The organism is Streptomyces mesophilus (assembly GCF_040300965.1).
In the GTDB taxonomy this organism is placed as follows: Bacteria; Actinomycetota; Actinomycetes; order Streptomycetales; family Streptomycetaceae; genus Streptomyces; species Streptomyces mesophilus_A.
In genome coordinates this window covers 1-16739 of sequence record NZ_JBEPEW010000163.1, presented here as the reverse complement: position 1 = coordinate 16739, position 16739 = coordinate 1, and the positions used below count along the sequence as shown (strand labels likewise).

General features: G+C 71.2%; 19 protein-coding genes and 1 pseudogene. 11 read left to right on the top strand and 9 right to left on the bottom strand.

Features of this window, described 5'->3' with window-relative positions:
- From ABT367_RS35405 to ABT367_RS35395, 3 genes are all read left to right on the top strand, one after another.
- Positions 1-959 (top strand): sensor histidine kinase (locus ABT367_RS35405; RefSeq protein WP_352257389.1); only part of this gene is annotated, 959 nt, incomplete at its 5' end.
- The gene (locus ABT367_RS35400; protein WP_352257388.1) at positions 956-1615 is read left to right on the top strand and encodes a response regulator transcription factor; all 660 of its coding nucleotides are present in this window, start codon (positions 956-958) and stop codon (positions 1613-1615) included. The genes ABT367_RS35405 and ABT367_RS35400, both read left to right, overlap by 4 nt.
- 108 nt (positions 1616-1723) lie before the next feature.
- Positions 1724-3172 carry a peptidoglycan D,D-transpeptidase FtsI family protein gene (locus ABT367_RS35395; protein WP_352257387.1) on the top strand — a complete coding sequence of 483 codons (1449 nt, stop codon included), beginning with the start codon at positions 1724-1726 and terminating at the stop codon, positions 3170-3172.
- 52 nt (positions 3173-3224) lie between these two features.
- On the opposite strand, the gene ABT367_RS35390 is transcribed toward ABT367_RS35395, so the two are convergent.
- From ABT367_RS35390 to ABT367_RS35380, 3 genes are all read right to left on the bottom strand, one after another.
- Complete coding sequence (locus ABT367_RS35390; RefSeq protein WP_352257391.1) at positions 3225-4643, bottom strand: NCS2 family permease; 1419 nt, start codon at positions 4641-4643, stop codon at positions 3225-3227.
- 132 nt (positions 4644-4775) lie between these two features.
- The gene (locus ABT367_RS35385) at positions 4776-5552 is read right to left on the bottom strand and encodes an MBL fold metallo-hydrolase (RefSeq protein ID WP_352257386.1); all 777 of its coding nucleotides are present in this window, start codon (positions 5550-5552) and stop codon (positions 4776-4778) included.
- A 21-nt stretch (positions 5553-5573) separates the two neighbouring features.
- The gene (locus ABT367_RS35380; RefSeq protein WP_352257385.1) at positions 5574-6182 is read right to left on the bottom strand and encodes a TIGR03086 family metal-binding protein; all 609 of its coding nucleotides are present in this window, start codon (positions 6180-6182) and stop codon (positions 5574-5576) included.
- Between the two features lie 270 nt (positions 6183-6452).
- Here ABT367_RS35380 and ABT367_RS35375 point away from each other — a divergent pair, with 270 nt between their 5' ends.
- A complete protein-coding gene (locus tag ABT367_RS35375) occupies positions 6453-7685 on the top strand; it encodes an MFS transporter (RefSeq protein WP_352257384.1) in 1233 nt (410 codons plus the stop codon).
- Here the strand turns inward: ABT367_RS35375 and ABT367_RS35370 are convergent.
- Together ABT367_RS35370 and ABT367_RS35365 are read right to left on the bottom strand one after the other, a co-directional pair.
- Entirely contained in the window at positions 7628-8779 is a 1152-nt protein-coding gene (locus tag ABT367_RS35370; protein ID WP_352257390.1) for a hypothetical protein, read from the bottom strand. The genes ABT367_RS35375 and ABT367_RS35370 overlap by 58 nt on opposite strands.
- Before the next feature lie 41 nt (positions 8780-8820).
- Positions 8821-9777, bottom strand: coding sequence for a 5-dehydro-4-deoxyglucarate dehydratase (locus tag ABT367_RS35365; protein WP_352257383.1), 957 nt, complete (start codon positions 9775-9777; stop codon positions 8821-8823).
- Positions 9778-10146: 369 nt separating this feature from the next.
- On the opposite strand from ABT367_RS35365, the gene ABT367_RS35360 reads away from it, so the two are divergent.
- The gene (locus ABT367_RS35360; RefSeq protein ID WP_352257382.1) at positions 10147-10965 is read left to right on the top strand and encodes an NAD-dependent epimerase/dehydratase family protein; all 819 of its coding nucleotides are present in this window, start codon (positions 10147-10149) and stop codon (positions 10963-10965) included.
- A 67-nt stretch (positions 10966-11032) separates the two neighbouring features.
- On the top strand, positions 11033-11254 hold the full coding sequence (locus ABT367_RS35355; protein ID WP_352257381.1) for a hypothetical protein: 222 nt from the start codon (positions 11033-11035) through the stop codon (positions 11252-11254).
- Positions 11255-11311: 57 nt separating this feature from the next.
- On the opposite strand, the gene ABT367_RS35350 is transcribed toward ABT367_RS35355, so the two are convergent.
- Positions 11312-11881: a hypothetical protein gene (locus tag ABT367_RS35350; RefSeq protein WP_352257380.1), complete on the bottom strand. Its 570-nt coding sequence runs from the start codon at positions 11879-11881 to the stop codon at positions 11312-11314.
- A 123-nt stretch (positions 11882-12004) separates the two neighbouring features.
- Here ABT367_RS35350 and ABT367_RS35345 point away from each other — a divergent pair, with 123 nt between their 5' ends.
- The 4 genes from ABT367_RS35345 to ABT367_RS35330 are packed head-to-tail and all read left to right on the top strand — an operon-like array spanning position 12005 to position 14420.
- On the top strand, positions 12005-12832 hold the full coding sequence (locus tag ABT367_RS35345; protein ID WP_352257379.1) for a M55 family metallopeptidase: 828 nt from the start codon (positions 12005-12007) through the stop codon (positions 12830-12832).
- A 24-nt stretch (positions 12833-12856) separates the two neighbouring features.
- The gene (locus ABT367_RS35340; protein WP_352257378.1) at positions 12857-13369 is read left to right on the top strand and encodes an NUDIX hydrolase; all 513 of its coding nucleotides are present in this window, start codon (positions 12857-12859) and stop codon (positions 13367-13369) included.
- A gap of 29 nt (positions 13370-13398) precedes the next feature.
- A complete protein-coding gene (locus ABT367_RS35335; RefSeq protein ID WP_352257377.1) occupies positions 13399-13782 on the top strand; it encodes a VOC family protein in 384 nt (127 codons plus the stop codon).
- Positions 13783-13808: 26 nt separating this feature from the next.
- The gene (locus ABT367_RS35330; RefSeq protein ID WP_352257376.1) at positions 13809-14420 is read left to right on the top strand and encodes a DJ-1/PfpI family protein; all 612 of its coding nucleotides are present in this window, start codon (positions 13809-13811) and stop codon (positions 14418-14420) included.
- 16 nt (positions 14421-14436) lie between these two features.
- On the opposite strand, the gene ABT367_RS35325 is transcribed toward ABT367_RS35330, so the two are convergent.
- Positions 14437-14811, bottom strand: a complete 375-nt coding sequence (locus ABT367_RS35325) for a VOC family protein (RefSeq protein WP_352257375.1) — start codon at positions 14809-14811, stop codon at positions 14437-14439.
- A 136-nt stretch (positions 14812-14947) separates the two neighbouring features.
- Here ABT367_RS35325 and ABT367_RS35320 point away from each other — a divergent pair, with 136 nt between their 5' ends.
- On the top strand, positions 14948-15598 hold the full coding sequence (locus tag ABT367_RS35320; protein WP_352257374.1) for a class I SAM-dependent methyltransferase: 651 nt from the start codon (positions 14948-14950) through the stop codon (positions 15596-15598).
- 1 nt (position 15599) lies between these two features.
- On the opposite strand, the gene ABT367_RS35315 is transcribed toward ABT367_RS35320, so the two are convergent.
- Together ABT367_RS35315 and ABT367_RS35310 are read right to left on the bottom strand one after the other, a co-directional pair.
- On the bottom strand, positions 15600-15977 hold the full coding sequence (locus ABT367_RS35315) for a VOC family protein (protein ID WP_352257373.1): 378 nt from the start codon (positions 15975-15977) through the stop codon (positions 15600-15602).
- A 124-nt stretch (positions 15978-16101) separates the two neighbouring features.
- A pseudogene (locus ABT367_RS35310) lies at positions 16102-16734 on the bottom strand (TerD family protein); the annotation flags it as partial.
- Between the last annotated feature and the right edge of the window lie 5 nt (positions 16735-16739).

Genomic DNA, 16739 nt, shown 5'->3' with positions numbered 1-16739 from the left:
CGGCCCGTGGCCCGGCGGCGCGGCGGCGCACCGCGGCCTGGTTCACGCTGCACGTCGGGGTGGGCGGGCTGCTCAGCGGCGCGATGCTGGCGCTGCCGCCGTTCGCGGTCTCGGTGCTGCTGCTGCCGGTGCCGGCCGTACGGGAGTTTCTTCGGCTGCCCGCGTCCCTGGACCGTACCTGGGTGTTCGTGCTCGGCCCGTTCGCCGGAATCGCGATGCTGCTCGCCCTCGCCGTCTGCGCCACCGCGGCGGGCGGCCTGCTCGCCCGGTACGCACCCGTCCTGCTCGGCCCCACCCCCGCCGACCGCCTCGCCGCCGCCGAGGCACGCGCCGCCGAACTGGCCGTACGCAACCGGCTCGCGCGCGAACTGCACGACTCGGTCGGCCACGCGCTGAGCGCCGTGACCCTGCAGGCGAGTGCCGCCCGCCGGGTGCTCGACCGCGATCCCGCCTTCGTACGGGAAGCGCTGTCCGCCATCGAGGACACCACCCGGCGCACCGTCGGTGAACTCGACGCGGTGCTCGGCCTGTTGCGCGAGGGCGACGAGGCGGCGCAGGCTCCCGCGCCGACGCTCGCCGAGGACCTGGCCGGCCTGCTCGCCCGCACCCGGGCCACCGCGACGCCCGTCGACGCGACGGTGAAGGCCGATGTGCCGGCGCTGCCCGCGCTCGTGTCGCGCGAGGCGTACCGGATCGTGCAGGAGGGACTCGCCAACTCGCTTCGGCACAGCGCCGGTTCACCGGTCTCGCTGCGGATCACCGAGGCCGCCGACACAGTGGAGATCGTCATGGAGAACGCGCTGTCCGGGGCCGCCGCCCCGCGCCCCGGCGGTGGCAACGGGCTCAAGGGCATCGCCGACCGCGCCCGGCTGCTCGGCGGCGGCTGTACGGCGGGGCCCGAAGGCGACCGCTGGCGGCTGGCCGTCCGGCTGCCGCTCACCACGGGCGGCGCGCGGTGAACGCCGCGCCCGTACGGATCGTCCTCGCCGACGACGAGCGGCTGGTCCGCACCGCCCTGCGCGCCATCCTCGACGCCGAGCCCGGCATGGAGGTGGTCGGCGAGGCCGCGAGCGGCGCCGAGGCCGTCTCCGTGGTGCGCGCCCTGCGGCCCGACGTCGTCCTCATGGATGTGCGCATGCCCGAGGTCAACGGCATCCGCGCCACCGAACAGATCCTCGCCTCGATGGACGCCCCGCCCCGGATCATGGTCGTGACCACCTTCGAGAACGACTCCTACGTGTACGACGCCCTGCGCGCCGGAGCCGCGGGATTCCTGCTCAAGCGGACCGACGCCGACCAGCTGGTGCAGGCGGTGCGCACGGTGGCCCGCGGCGACTCGCTGCTCTTCCCGGCAGCGGTACGCGTCCTCGCCACCGAGCACGCACCCCGTACCCGCCCCGCACAGCCGGCCTGGGTGGCCCGGCTCACCGGCCGCGAGGCGGACGTGCTGCGGGCGATGGCGACCGGCCTGACCAACGCGGAGATCGCCGGACAGCTGGGGCTCGGGCCCGCCACGGTGAAGAGCCATGTCGCGGCGGTCCTGGCGAAGACGGGCGCACGGGACCGGACCCAGGCGGTGATCGCGGCGTACGAGGCGGGGTTCGTCGGCGGCTGAGCACCCCCCGCGGCACCCGCACGGCCACACGCCTCGTACATGAACGCTTCGTGAGAAACGCAACGAGCAGGAACGAATCGCACTCCCCCGCTCGTCTCCCCGAGTGCGATGAACAAGACGATCAGACGAATCTCGGTCTTCACCCTGCTCCTCGTGCTCTCCCTGCTGGTCAGAGCCACGTGGGTGCAGTTCTACGACGGCCAGGCCCTCGCGGACAACAAGCACAACCGGCGCGGCACCATCGACAAGTACGCGTATCCGCTGGGCGGCATCATCGTGGGCGGCGAGGACATCACCGGCTCGGAGCGCACGAAGGGCAGTGACCTTGCGTACAAGCGCACGTACAAGGACGGCTCGCTGTACGCGGCCGTGACCGGCTACAGCTCCCAGGTGTACGGGGCGACCCAGCTCGAGGGCATCTACCAGGACGTCCTCGACGGCACCGACACCCGTCTGAAGAACCCCCTCGACACCGTCACCAACAAGCGGGCCGACCCGGGCGACGTCGTCACCACCATCGATCCGGCCGTGCAGAAGGCCGCGTACAAGGCGCTCGGGGACAACAAGGGCGCGGCCGTCGCGATCGACCCGAAGACCGGCAAGATCCTCGGGATGGTCTCGACACCTTCGTACGACCCGTCGAAGATCGCCGGTTCCACGGACGGCGACGCCTGGGAGAAGCTGACGAAGGACGAGGACAAGCCGCTGGTGAACCGGGCGATCCGGCAGCCGCTGCCGCCCGGCTCGACGTTCAAGCTGGTCGTCGCGGCCGCCGCGCTCGAGGACGGTCTGTACGGATCGGTGGACACGAAGACGGACAGCCCCAACCCGTACCGGCTGCCGGGCTCCACCAAGGATCTCGTCAACGAGAGCGCTTCGGCGCCCTGCGAGAACGCCAGCATCCGCACCGCGCTGCAGTACTCGTGCAACAACGTCTTCGGCAAGCTGGCCGTCGACCTCGGCCAGGACAAGGTCAAGGCGATGGCGGAGAAGTTCGGCTTCAACGACAAGGAGCAGGACGTCCCGGTCCGCGCCTCGCAGAGCCTCTACCCGTCCGGCATGGACAAGGCCCAGACCGCCCTGTCGGGCATCGGCCAGTTCGACGTGACGGCGACCCCGCTGCAGATGGCCATGGTCTCGGCCGCGATCGCCAACGGCGGCACGCTGGTCGACCCGCACATGGTGTCGCAGGTCACGGACGCGGACGGCTCGGTGCTTCAGAGCTTCGACGACGCGGGCAGCTCGCGCATGGTCAGCGAGTCGGTGGCCGAGCAGCTGCAGTCGGCGATGCAGACGGTGGTGAACGAGGGCACCGGCACCAACGCTCAGATCCCCGGCGCGACCGTCGGCGGCAAGACGGGTACGGCACAGCACGGCGAGAACAACAAGAGCACGCCGTACGCCTGGTTCACCTCGTACGCGAAGGGAAGTGACGGCAAGGAGGTCGCGGTGGCGGTGCTCATCGAGGACTCCGGTGCCGCACGCTCCGAGGTGGGCGGCAACAAGCTCGCGGCGCCGGTCGCGAAGGCGATGATGCAGGCGGCCCTGAAGGGCTGAGGGGTCGGCTCCCGGTGTGGGGGTACGGGATCTTCCCGTACCCCCACACGCGTCACTCGCCGTCGAGCAGCTGCTCGATCGGATCGATCCCGAAGTAGACCAGGAACAGCGCGGCCGCTCCCCAAAGCAGCCAGTGCACCTCGCGCGCCTTGCCGAGGACGGCCTTGATCACCACGTACGCGATGAAGCCGGCGCCGATGCCGTTGGTGATCGAGTAGGTGAACGGCATCACGACGATGGTGAGGAAGGCCGGGATCGCCAGGTCCCAGCGCTCCCAGTCGATATGCCGCACCTGCGCCATGAGCAGGAAGCCGACCGCGACCAAGGCGGGCGCGGCGGCCTGGGCGGGCACCATCAGGGCGAGCGGCGCGAAGAAGAGGGCGAGGGCGAACAGACCACCGGTGACGAGGTTCGCGAAGCCGGTCCGCGCCCCTTCGCCGACGCCGGCCGCCGATTCGATGTACGAGGTGTTGGAGGAGGCCGAGGCGGCTCCGCCGGCCACCGCCGCCGCACCGTCGATGAGCAGGACGCGGCCGAGGTTGGGCACCTTGCCCTGCTCGTCGAGCAGCCCTGCCTCGCTGGAGATGCCGACGACCGTGCCCATGGTGTCGAAGAAGTCGCTCAGGATGAGCGTGAAGATCAGCAGCACCAGGGTGACCGCGCCGACTTCGGAGAAGGCGCCGAACGGACTGAACGCGCCGAGCAGCCCGAAGTCCGGTGTGGCGACGAGATCGTCCGGAACGCTCGGGGCGGTGAGCCCCCAGGCGGTGGGCGCGAGGTCGGCGATCTCGTTGACGATCACGGCGATCACCGTGGTGACCACGATGCTGATGAGGATCGCCCCGCGCACCTTGCGCGCGAGCAGCGCCACGGTGAGCAGCACCCCGATGCAGAAGACGAGGATGGGCCAGCCCGCGAGCCGTCCCGCGGCGCCGAGCTGCACGGGCACGGAGCCCGTGTCGCCGGGGATACGGGTGGCGAACCCGGCGTCGATGAAACCGATGAACGCGATGAACAGGCCGATCCCGACGCTGATCGCGTGCTTGAGCGCCGGCGGGATGGCGTGCATCACGGCCTCGCGCAGACCGGTCACCACGAGCACGCAGATCAGCACGCCTTCGACGAAGACGAGGCCCATCGCGTCCGGCCAGCTCATCTGGGGTGCGAGCTGGAAGGCGACGACGGCGTTGAGCCCGAGGCCGGCGGCGAGGGCGAGCGGCAGATTGCCGCCGACGCCCATGATGATCGTCATGACCGCGGCCACCAGGGCGGTGGCGGTGACCAGTTCGGGGCCGTCGAGGGTGTTGCCGTACTTGTCCTCGGTGGTGCCGAGGATGATCGGGTTCAGGACGAGGATGTAGGCCATCGTGAAGAACGTGGCGAATCCGCCGCGTATCTCACGGCCGAAGGTCGAACCGCGGGCGGTGATACGGAAGAAGCGGTCCAGGGGACTCGCCGGCGGCTCCGGTATGTCGTCGGTCTTGCCGGCCGGATCGGCTGTGTGCGCCACGGGGGTGCTCCTGAGGGGTCAGGGTGCGGGTGTTGGCTGGATTGTTCCCCTGTGACGGCCGGTTCAGGTTTTCGGCGTGTTACGGATTGGCGGTCAACTGATCTGTTCCGCCTGCCTCTTGGCGATCTCGTACGCCTCCGTCTCGCGGGCGCGCAGCGTGTGTCCGCCGAAGGCCCGGGCGGCCCTGACGGTCGCCTCGTCGGGTGTGAGACCGGGGCCGACATGCGTGATGAGCAGGGTCCGGACCGCGGCCTCCCGCGCCAGGGCGCCCGCGTCCTCGGGGGTCAGGTGCACCGGTTCGCCCTCGTGCCGGTCGACATAGGCCTCGGCGAGCAGCACATCGGCGTCCCGGGCGAGTTCGGTCAGCTGCGGGCAGGGGCCGCTGTCTCCCGTATACGCGAGGACGGCGCCCTCGTACGTGATGCGGGCGCCGTACGCCTCGATGCCGTGGGCCACGGCGCGGCTGGTGAGGACCGGGCCGCCGAGGTCGATGTCCGCGCCGTCCTCGATCGTGTGGAAGGCGAAGACGCCGGTGAGCGGCCCGGGGTCCGGCATTCCGTAGAACCCGGCCAGGCGGTGGGGTGCCCCGGCCGGGGCGTGGACAGGGATCGGGCGCCCGACGTCCAGGCCCCCGTCCGCGATGCCCGCTTCGGCGGCGATCAGGTCGGTCCAGTGGTCGGAGTGCAGATGACTGATCCAGATCGCCGCCAACTCACCCGGTTGCACATGCCGTTGGAGCTCGGCGAACGTGCCGGGCCCCGCATCCACCCACACCTTGGCACCGCCCGCCTCGACGAGGTACCCGGAGCAGGGACGGCCGGGCTGCGGGTGCGGGGCGGCGGTGCCCAGCGGGGTGAGGGTGAAGGTCATGGGGCGAGGCTAGCCCCGCGCTCAGCGTCGGGGCGCGGCCCAGTGGGGGTCGCGGCCGCTCAGGCCGATGACGCGGTCGAGGAGCGGAGCCGACGGCGGAACGGGGACCGGCGGGCCGAAGATGCTGTCCGCGGCCTCCTGTTCGGAGAGGGCCGACCTGTCGTCCGCGTCAGGGCTCAGCAGCGCGTACGACACCTGGAGCTCGGCCTCGCCCGGCGCGTACTCCTGGCCGGTGGCCCGCGCCAGGTCCCAGCCGTGGACGACCAGTTCGTCCATCGCCACCTGAGCGGCGACCTCGGCCGGCAGGTCCACACCGCCGGCGCGTGTGAAACCCTCCCAGGCCTCGGGCGCCTGCCAGGCCTCCGCCAGCTCCTGGAGGTTCTTGCTCAGGTCGCCGCGCCAGGCGGGCCCGAGGTCCGGCACCGTGTCGCCCGGCGGTGTGTCCGTGGTGGGCCCGAGGTCCTTGCGCGCCGCGTCGCGGAAGGCCGCGGTCAGGCCGACGAGGTGTCCGAGCAGGTTCCGTACGGGAAGTTCCGGGCAGGGCGTGGGCAGGTCGAGCTGCGCCTCGGTGACCCGGTCGGCGAGCCGGGCCACGAGGCGGGTCTGTGCGGTGAAGTCGAAAGACGGCATGAGCGCTCCTGGGATCCGTTGCTTGGAGTGGAGACTCCGGACGCTCCCGGAACTCATCGCCCGACGGCTCATCATGCGGCAGAGAACCGCACACGCCTCCTCGGAGAGCCGCACAGGCAGCGCGCCCCCTGAGGACCACCGCACCAGCAGCGGGCCGCCCCCTGAGGACCACCGCACCAGCAGCGGGCCGCCCCCTGAGGACCACCGCGCGCCCGAAGTAGGGCACCTTCCCGATGCCGCCCGTCCGGCCTTAGCGCGAGCCTGCCCCGTATGGCATGGACGACTTGGCAGGTGCTCCGCCACCGCAACGCGGGGCTCTATCTCGGCGGTGTGGTGGTCTCCGGATTCGGCACGTCCGCGATGTGGCTGGTCTCGGGTGTCTGGGTCAAGGAGCTCACCGGATCGAGCAGCCTGGCCGCACTCGCGACCTTCGCGCTGTGGCTGCCGGTGCTCGCCGGCCCGCTGCTCGGCACCCTCGCCGACCGCACCCGCCGCAGACCGCTGCTGATCTGGACGAACGTGGGCCTGGCCGTGCTGCTGTGCGCGCTGCTCGCGGTGGATTCGGCGGACCGCGTCTGGATCCTGTTCGCGGTGCTCTTCGTGTACGGCGCGGCGGGTGTGGTGCACGACGCGGCGGAGGCCGCGCTGATCGCGTCGGCCGTCGACAAGAAGCTGCTCGGCGACTTCAACGGGCTGCGGATGACGGCGAACGAGGGCATGAAGCTGCTGGCCCCGCTCGCGGGCGCCGGCCTGTTCGCCGCGTACGGGGGTGCGCGGGTCGCTCTGCTCGACGCGCTGACCTTTCTCGCGGCGGCGGGGCTCTATGCGCTGCTACGGGTGCGGGAGGAGCCCGGAACCGCTCCGGAACCGGGCAGTTGGTGGACGCGCGCAGTCGAGGGCGCGCGGTATCTTCGCCGCCAACCCGCCCTGCGCACGCTCGCCCTGGCCGGCGGCTTCACGATGTTCCTCGCAGGCGTCAACGGAGCGCTGATCTTCGCCGTGGTCGACGAGGGCCTCGGCCGCTCCCCCGCCTTCGTGGGCGTGCTCTACGCCGTGCAGGGCCTCGGCTCCGTGGCGGTCGGACTTCTGTCGGGACCGCTGCTGCGGCGTTGCGGGGAGCGGGTGTTCGCGGGCGCCGGGCTCGCGCTGTTCGCGTTGGCGGTGGCCCTGCGGGCGCTCCCGTACGACGCGGTGGTGCTGGCGGCCAGCGCCGGGATCGGTGTCGGACTGCCGTGCGTGCTGATCGCGGTGCTCACGGCGGTGCAGCGGGAGACCCCGGACCATCTGGTCGGGAGGGTCGCGGCGACCGCCAACACCCTGGTGTTCGCGCCGAACGCGGTGGCCCTCGGCGTCGGGGCGGGTCTTGTCGCCCTGGTCGACCACCGGGTGCTGCTGGTGGCGCTGGGCGTCGCCGGTCTCCTGGCGACGCCCGGCCTGCTGCGCCGTCAGCCGAGCGCGGCCCGCACCAGCTCCAGGTCCGCGTCGGACGCCAACCCCGCGTGATACAGCCGCAGTTCGGTGGCCCCGAGTTCCGCGGCCCGTGCCGCGTCCTCGCGCAGCCGGGCGGGAGCGCCGCCCATCCCGCTCACCACGGTGAAGTTCGCGGCCAGCACCGCACCCTCAACACCCTCGGCCGCGAACGGTGCGAGGAGATCCGCGCCGCCCGTGCACGGCACGACCACACCGTCGGCCACACCCAGGATGTGCGCCGGGTGCACGCCCGCGTTGGCGCCGCAGTGGTGCGGGACCGGGTCGGCGTGCAGCAGCACCTGGAAGTCCGCGGGGGCCGCCGCGCGGACGGCCGCGACCGCCTCCTCCTGGAGCGACCGGGCCACCGAGGACCTGAACTCCAGGGTCGCGGCGAGCAGTTCGGCGTCCAGGAGCTTGTCCAGGGGCACGTCCGGCGCCGCCTCGCCGCGCCAGACGGGTTCGAGCGCCTGCCGGACCGCCGTCGCGAGGTCGTCGGGGTCGAGATCCGCCCCCGTATAACCCTCGCGGCAGGATCCGCAGAAGCAGAGCGACATCAGGTACTGGGCGGCTTCACCGAGCCCGACCCCGCCGATCTTGTCGTGCGCGTGCAGATGCGCCAGGCCGTACCAGCCGCAGGACTCCAACTCGGTGCCGCGCGCACCCGGCCGTACGGCCGCCTCGGCCGCCAGGTCGACCAGGTACTCACGGGTGGCGGGCTGTGCGATGCATGGTGCCCACGGGTAGCGGTCGCCGTAGGCGTTCACGACCGAGGTGTCCGGATGCCCGGCGCCCATACGGGAGTTGTGGGCGAGCACCACCCAGGTGTGGACCTCGAGGCCCGCCGCGTCGAGCGCCGCGGCCGCCGCGCCGAAGGCGTCACCGGGAGCCCAGGCCCCGGCCGCGTACGGCCGCAGCGTCCGCCCCTGCCAGCGCTCCCCCGGCGGGTACAGGACCGCCGCGTGCTCGGCCGTGACGATGCGGTGGGAAGGGTGGCGCGGGGTCAGGGCGCGGGTGGAGTGGTACGCGGAGGCGAGGGTGACCTGCCCGACGCCGAGTGCGGCGATACGCCGGGCGGCGGCGGGGTCTCCGTTGACGTCCCAGGGGTAGACGAAGGCGGAGGTCTTCATGGGGTCGGCCGGGGTCCCGAGGCGGCCGTGGGTCGAGGTGGTCACGCGTCCGCCCCCTCGGCGAGCAGCGCACGGCCCCGCTCGATCAGCTCGGCCAGCTCCTTGACCTGCTGGTCGCTCGGCTCGTGCAGCGGGGTGCGCACCTGGCCGACCTCCAGTCCGCCCAGCCGTACACCGGCCTTCACCAGGGCGACCGCGAACCCGCGGCCCTGGTTGCGGAGTTCGACGAACGGCCGGTAGAAGCCGTCGATCAGACGGGTGGCCGTCTCGTCGTCGCCCGTGTTGAGCGCGCGGTGGAAGGCCTGGGCGATGTCGGGCGCGAAGCAGAACACCGCCGACGAGTACAGCGAGACCCCGATCCCGCGGTACGCGAGGCCGGTGAGCTCGGCGGTCGGCAGTCCGTTGAAGTAGAGGAAGTCCGCGCTGCCGGCGGTCCCCGCGCTGCGGACCGTGCTGACGATCCGCTGCATCAGGTCCATGTCGCCGAGGCCGTCCTTGAACCCGATGATCTTCGGGTGCCCGGCCAGCTCGACCACGGCCTCGGGGGTGAAGACGGCGTTGTCCCGCTGATAGACGATCACTTCGAGCGAGGTGGCGTCGGCGAGCGCGCGGTAGTGGCGCACGAGCCCCTCCTGCTCGGCCTTGACGAGATACGGCGGCAGCGCGAGCAGCCCGTCCGCGCCGGCCTCCTCGGCGAGCTTCGCGTACGTGAGGGCGAGCGCCGTTCCGTAGCCCGCGCCCGCGATCACCGGCACCCGCCCCTCGGCCGCCTCGACCGCCGCGGCCACACAGGCACGGAACTCCTCAGGCGTGACGGCGTGGAACTCACCCGTACCGCAGACGGCGAACACCGCCGCACCACCGGCCTCGACGCCCGCGCGCACATGCGCGCGGAAGACATCGAGATCGAGACCGCCGTCCGGACCGAAGGCGGTCACGGGAAAGAACAACGGTCCGCTGGGGATGCTGAGTCGAGCGGCGAGCGGGGCTGACGTCACGGGCTCTCTCCCTGGGCGCGGCGGACCGGGTGCACCGCATCTGTCGTGCCGCGACAGATCGTGCACGTTTCTGATCCGCGTCTATATTTCTGAACAAGCTCACGCTAAGGCGCCCCAACACCGCCGGTCAAGCGCCGAGGTCAGCCTCATCATCAGCGAATTCGCCGTCAATGGCGCCGCCTTGACGGCCGGTCGCGACCCCTTGACGCACCCACCGAAAGATCCATAGCGTGTCCATGGATGTGAATGGCGTACAGGCATGCGTTCATCGGGTACGTGCCGGTGCCTCTGCGCCCCCGCGCGTATACGTTCGTGTCTGAACGCCGCCCAGGCACCGGACCCGACCCAGGCACCCGAGGAGACCACCCCATGCCCGCTCCCCGCACCGTTCTGCTCACCGGCGCCGCCGGCGGTCTCGGCACGCTGATGCGGGGGCTGCTGCCCGCGTATGGCCACGAGCTGCGACTGCTCGACATGGTCGCGATCGAGAGCGTCGAGGGCGAGCCGGCCGCGATCAAGGCCGACCTCTCCGACAAGGAGGCGCTGCGCGAGGCGGTGCGCGGGGTCGACGCGATCATCCATCTCGCGGGTATTTCGCTCGAGTCCACCTTCGACAAGATCCTCAAGGCCAACATCGAGGGCACCTACAACCTGTACGAGGCGGCCCGCGAAGAGGGCGTACGGCGGATCGTGTTCGCCTCGTCGAACCACGCCGTCGGCTTCACGCCCCGGCCAAGGGGCGACGACCCGCTGATCCCGATCGACACCCCGCGCCGGCCGGACACCTTCTACGGTCTGTCCAAGTCGTTCGGCGAGGATCTCGCCCAGTTCTACTGGGACAAGCACGGCATGGAGACGGTGTCCGTGCGGATCGGCTCGTGCTTCATGGAACCCACCTCGCTGCGGATGCTGTCGGTCTGGATGTCGCCCGGCGACGGCGCACGCCTCTTCCACGCCGCGCTCACCGCTCCCGACGTGGGCCACACCGTCGTCTACGGCTCGTCCGCCAACACCCGGCTGTGGTGGGACCTTTCGAGCGCCCGCGCGCTCGGCTACGACCCGCAGGACGACTCGGAGCAGTACGCCGAGAAGCTGATCGCCGAACAGGGCGAACTGTCCGACGACAACCCGGACCACGCGCACCTGGGCGGCCACTTCTGCACGAACCCGCCGATCTGGCCGTACTAGCCCCACCGGCCACGGGGGCACCGAAATCCGGTGTACGCCACCAGGAGGTGCCCTCTAGGCTCCGGGCATGCCAAGGCCCCACGGATTCCGTTACGAGCAGCACGGCGACGCCTCCGTCACGATCACCCACCACGGTCGCGCCGCCTCGACGCTGCGCGGGTCGCGTGCGCAGAAGTTCCTGGCCGAAGTGGCCTCCGGCGACGAGCAGTTGGTGATGGCCCGCTGGACGGGGGCGTACAAGTTCGGCAACGAGCGTGTCGCCCGCAACCATCCGCGCAACCGGGGCTAGAGCCCGGGCCTGAGCCGCACGAGGGGACGGCTCAGGCCGTGGCCGGCGCTCGGGGGCTCAGCCCGTTGCGGGAACGTTGGTCTTGGTCACCTCGCCGACCTTGCAGGACTTGGCGGACGGCGCCTTCTGGCCGGGGCCGATGCCGAAAGTGCCCTTGCTCTCGCCCTGCCAGGAGCCGCCGGGCTGGATCTGGTACTGGACCACCTGGCCGTTGGCGCGCAGCGTTCCGTCGGGGTCGACGGCCATCAACCGGCCCACATAGTTGGCGGCCATGTCCGAATTCCCGTTGGTGACCTCGTACTTGAACGTGATGATGCCCGTGGAGTCCACCGGCTTCCCCACGACACAGTCGACGATCCGCACCTCGCCCTTGACGGACGTCACCTTCCCCTTGCGGGCAGGGGGCGCCGTGGTCACCGGGATGTCGGACGTCGGCACTCCGGCCGTATCCGTCGGCAGCGGCGGAACGGTCGTCTCGACCACGTCGACGCCCCCGCCGGAGCCGCCGCTCGAGCCCGAGCTGTCGTGATCGTCGTCGCATCCGCCGTCACCGCCGCGCCGGGCGCCGGTCAGCGCCACGACGACCAAGGTGAACACGGCCACCGCACGCGCATGCCGCAGCTTCACGCTTCCCCCCCCCAAGGAATGCCCCGCCCGCTCGGGCGTGTCAGGTGCGCGACAGAGTAGCGGTTGGGGCGGCGCCGGGCGCTGGGGTAGCCGGCACAAGACAGGCACTAGGCTCCGGGGTTCATGAAGGTATTGATCTCTGTCGACATGGAGGGCGTCTCGGGGATCGTGCACCCCTCCGAGACCGGTCCCGAGCGCTACGACTACGAGCGCGGGCGGGAGTTGATGACCGCCGAGGCCAACAGTGCGATAGCCGGGGTGCTCGACGCCGCGCCCGACGCGACAGTCTGGGTCGCCGACGCGCACGGCCCGTTCCGCAACCTCCTGCCCGAGCAGCTCGACCGCCGCGCACGGCTGGTGCGGGGCAAGCCGCGGCCGCTCGGCATGCTCGGCGGCCTCGACCGCGAGACCGACGCGGTCCTGCTCGTCGGCTATCACGCGCGGGCCGGCAGCGGGCCCGCCGTACTCGCCCACACCATGAACGACGGTCTCCTCGACGTACGGGTGGACGGGCGGTCCATGGGCGAGATCGGCCTCAATGCCGCGATGGCCGGTCATCTCGGCGTACCCACCGTGCTGTTGAGCGGTGACGACGCGGCGTGCGCCGAGCTCCACGACCTCGTCCCTTCGGCCGTCACCGTCGAGGTCAAGCAGGCCCTCGCCCAGGGCGCGGCCGTCGCCCTGCACCCCGAGGAGGCACGCGGCCTCCTGCGTCACTCGGCGGCCCAGGCGGTGCTCCGCCGCTCCGAGATCCGGCCCTTGACCCTCACCGGCCCGGTGGAGGTCGAAGCCGACCTCGCGGCCCCGTTCATGGTCGACCTGGCAACCCTGATCCCGGGCGTCACCCGCACACACGGCGGCCGCACGGTCTCCTTCACGGCCTCCGACTTCGCCGAGGCCTACCGACTCCTGCTCCTGCTGGCCCAACTGGCGACGATCAGACCGGCCTAGACAGCCGATCCGCAGGAGACAGCCGTGCCATCCGCCCGTGTACGCGTCGCCGCGTACGTCACCCGACCAGGCCCTACCGGCCCCGAACTCCTCGTCTTCGACCACCGCGACCAGCCCGAGGCCGGCACGCAGATCCCGGCGGGCGGCGTAGCCCCGGGCGAGCTCCTCGCGCAGGCCGTTCTGCGAGAGGTACGGGAGGAGACCGGCGCGATCGGCCTGGTGCTCGGCCCCGCCTTGGCCGTGCAGCAGCGGCCGCACCCGCGGACGGGGCAGCCCCGCGTCACCGTCTTCTTCTATATCCGGACCGCGGAGACCCGCGCCTCCTGGCCCCACACGGTCAACGGCCAGGAGGGGGACGGGGACAGCGGCATGGACTTCGACTGCTTCTTCGTCCCGCTCCGGGAAGCCGCCGGTCTCCTCGTGGACGGACAGGGCGAGTTCATCCCGCTCCTCATGGGACAGGACGGCCCTTTCACGGGACGGGACGACCTCTTCACGGGACGGGACGACCGCATCAGGCCCGAAACCACTTGGTGATCCCGCAGAGCTCGGCCAGACTGGCGGGCATGATCTCCGTGGTGCAGAACGTGGCAATCGACTGTGCCGACGCCTATGCGTTGGCCCGGTTCTGGAGCGAGGTGACCGGGCATCCTGTGGGTCCGGAGACCGCACCCGGTGACCACGAGACGCAGGTGCTGCTGCCCGAGGGGCCGGTGCTGTACTTCAACCAGGTGCCGGAGCCCAAGACGGTCAAGAACCGTATCCACCTGTGCCTGCGCCCGAGTTCCTCGCGCGAGCCGGAGATCGACCGCCTCCTGGAGCTCGGCGCCACCTGGGTCGGCGACCACCGGCAGCCGGACGGCTCGGGCTGGGCCGTCCTCGCCGACCCGGAGGGCAACGAGTTCTGCGTGCTGCGCAGCGAGTCCGACCGCGCCGCGATGTCCCACTGACCGTCGCCACACTCTGGGAGCCGTGCATGCAGGTAGCCGTAGTCACCTTCGACGGGTTCAACGAGCTCGACAGCTTCATCGCGTCCGCACTGATCAACCGGTGCCGCAAGGACGGACTCGAAGCCTTCATCACGACGCCGACGCCCCAGGTCACCTCGATGAACGGGGTCGAGGTGACCGGGCAGCGACCGCTGGAGTTCATGGCCGAGGCCGATGTCGTGCTGATCGGCAGCGGGATCAGGACCCGGGACGTGGTCGCCGACGACCAGCTGGTGTCCCGGCTCACGCTGGACCCCGCACGCCAATTGATCGGTTCCCAGTGCTCCGGCGCCCTGGTGCTCTCGCGCCTGGGGCTCCTCGGGTCCATGCCGGCCTGTACGGACAACACCAGCCGGCCCTTCGTCGAGGCGTCCGGGGTCACCGTCCTCGACGCCCCGTTCCACAGCGAGGGCAATATCGCCACGGCCGGCGGCTGCCTGGCCTCGCAGTACCTCGCCACCTGGGTGATCACCCGCACCCTCGGCGAGGAGGCCGCGCGCGCCGTCCTCGATTACGTGGCCCCGGTGGGTGAGAACCAGGAGAGCGTCGAACGGGCCCTGCGCACCGTCCGCTCCGGCGAGGCCGCCGCCCTGCGCTGACCGGTGCGGGCCGCGTTCAGCGCCGTACGACGCAGAACGGATGCCCCGCCGGATCGGTGAACACCCTGGCCCGGTCGCCGTCATGCGGCTGATGGTCCGGCTTGCCCGCGCCCAGCTCGAGCAGCCGGGCCTCGACCTCGGCCAGGTCGTCCTGGACGTTGAAGCAGATGTGCAGCTGCTGGGGTACGTCCGGCTCGGGCCAGGTGGGCCGCCGGTGGTCGTCGACCCGTTGGAAGCCGAGGAGGGGCCCGTCCTCACGGTTGAGGCCGGCGAAGTCGGCGTTCGACTCCGGATGAGGTTCGAGTCCCGTGACCTGTTCGTAGAACGCGGCCAGGGCGAGCGGGTCCGGGCAGTCGAGCGTGATCGCACCCAGTTGCATCCGCAGCGGCATGACGACTCCTCGGGCAGATCGGTGATCTTGTCGCTGCCCACCCTAAGCACCCCCGCCCGCACGGCGTTCGGCGTCCGATGCGGCGAGTGCGGCCGCGGCACAGAACCGGCTCCGGGCCGGGGCCGTCCCTCCCTCTATGAGGCATGACGACGAAACCCTCCTCGCCGAGCAACGGGCCTACTACCGCGCGGCCGCGGCCGAATACGACCGGCCCTACGAGGACTTGGACGAGTTGCGACGCCTGCTGACCGTGGTCGACGAGCTGCCGGTCAGGGGCGATGTGCTGGAGCTGGCCTGTGGAACGGGCCAGTGGACACCGCTCCTCGCCACCCGGGCGCGGTCGGTGACGGCTGTCGACGCAGCCGCCGACGTCCTTGCCGTCGCCCGGACGCGCGCCGCGCTGCCCCACGTACGGTTCGTGCAGGCCGACCTGTTCGAGTGGCAGCCGTCCCGGCGCTACGACACCGTCTTCTTCGCCTTCTGGCTCTCCCATGTGCCGCCCTCACGGCTGGCCGCGTTCTGGGAGGCCGTGGCCGCGATGCTCGTCCCGGGCGGCCACGCGGTCTTCATCGACGACGGTCCCGCCGTCGCCGCGACCGAGGAAGGCGTCACCGACGGGCCCGTTCCCACGGTGTTGCGCCGGCTCGACGACGGCAGCGAGTACCGCATCGTGAAGGTGTTCCACGACGCCCGTTCACTGGAGGACGACCTGACGGCGCGCGGCTGGACCGTACAACTGCGGACCATGGAACGGAGCTTCGTCGGTATCGCCCGGCCGCCGGGCTGAGTCACTTCGGCGGAGTGGCCTCGCCCTGCCAGAAGCTCCACCGGTAGCCCCAGGGATCGATGACCGTGAAGGTGCGCGGCCCATACGGCTGGTCCTCGGGAGGCGTCACTTCGGTGTGCGTGGTTTTACGGACGTGGTCGTAGCACCCGTCGACATCGTCCACGTGCACGATCAGGAGGGCGTTCCTGCCGTCCTGGCTGGTGTCGCCGCCGCTGATGGAGATCTTCACCGGTCCGGCCTGGATGTCGGCCTCGGTCGTCCGCCCGGAGTCGTCCCGCCAGCGGACCGTGTCGGTGAAGCCGAGAACGCGCTCCATCCAGTCAAGGGCGGCGTCCGCGTCGTCATACCGGAGGTAGGGGGAGATGCCTTTGATCGCCATGCGACGTTCCTCCTCGTATGGGTGGAGTTCAGTCTATGAGTGGGGCGGCCTCCACGGGCGTCGGCAACGGAAAGCGCCCGTCGTGCCGAACTCGGCACAACGGGCGCCCCGGTAGGAGTGGCGGCTACAGCGCCTGAGCCGCCGGCTTCACCATCCCGCGTACCGTGCGGGACTTGACGAAGTCGCCCATCGCCGTCATCTCCCACTCGCCGGAGAACTGGCGGATCAGCTTCGCCATCATGACGCCCGTCTGCGGCTCCGCGCCGGTCAGGTCGAAGCGGACCAGCTCCTCGTCCGTGGCCGCGTCGACAAGGCGGCAGTACGCCTTGGCGACCTCGGTGAACTTCTGGCCCGAGAAGGAGTTGACCGTGAAGACCAGGCCCGAGACCTCCTGCGGGAGGCGGCCCAGGTCGACCACGATGACCTCGTCGTCGCCGCCGCCCTCACCCGTGAGGTTGTCGCCGGAGTGCTTGACCGCGCCGCTCAGGATCGTGAGCTTGCCGAAGTAGCAGCTGTCGATGTGGTTGCGGTTCGGCCCGTACGCGATGACCGAGGCGTCGAGGTCGATGTCCTTGCCGCGGAAGGCGGGCTCCCAGCCGAGGCCCATCTTGACCTGGGACAGGAGCGGGCGGCCGCCCTTGACCAGGGAGACTGTCTGGTTCTTCTGGAGGCTGACGCGGCCCTTGTCCAGGTTGATCTTGCCGGTGCCGGGAGCAGGCGGGGCCGGCGCTGCGGCGGCGGGCGCCGGCGCGGGCGTCTAGA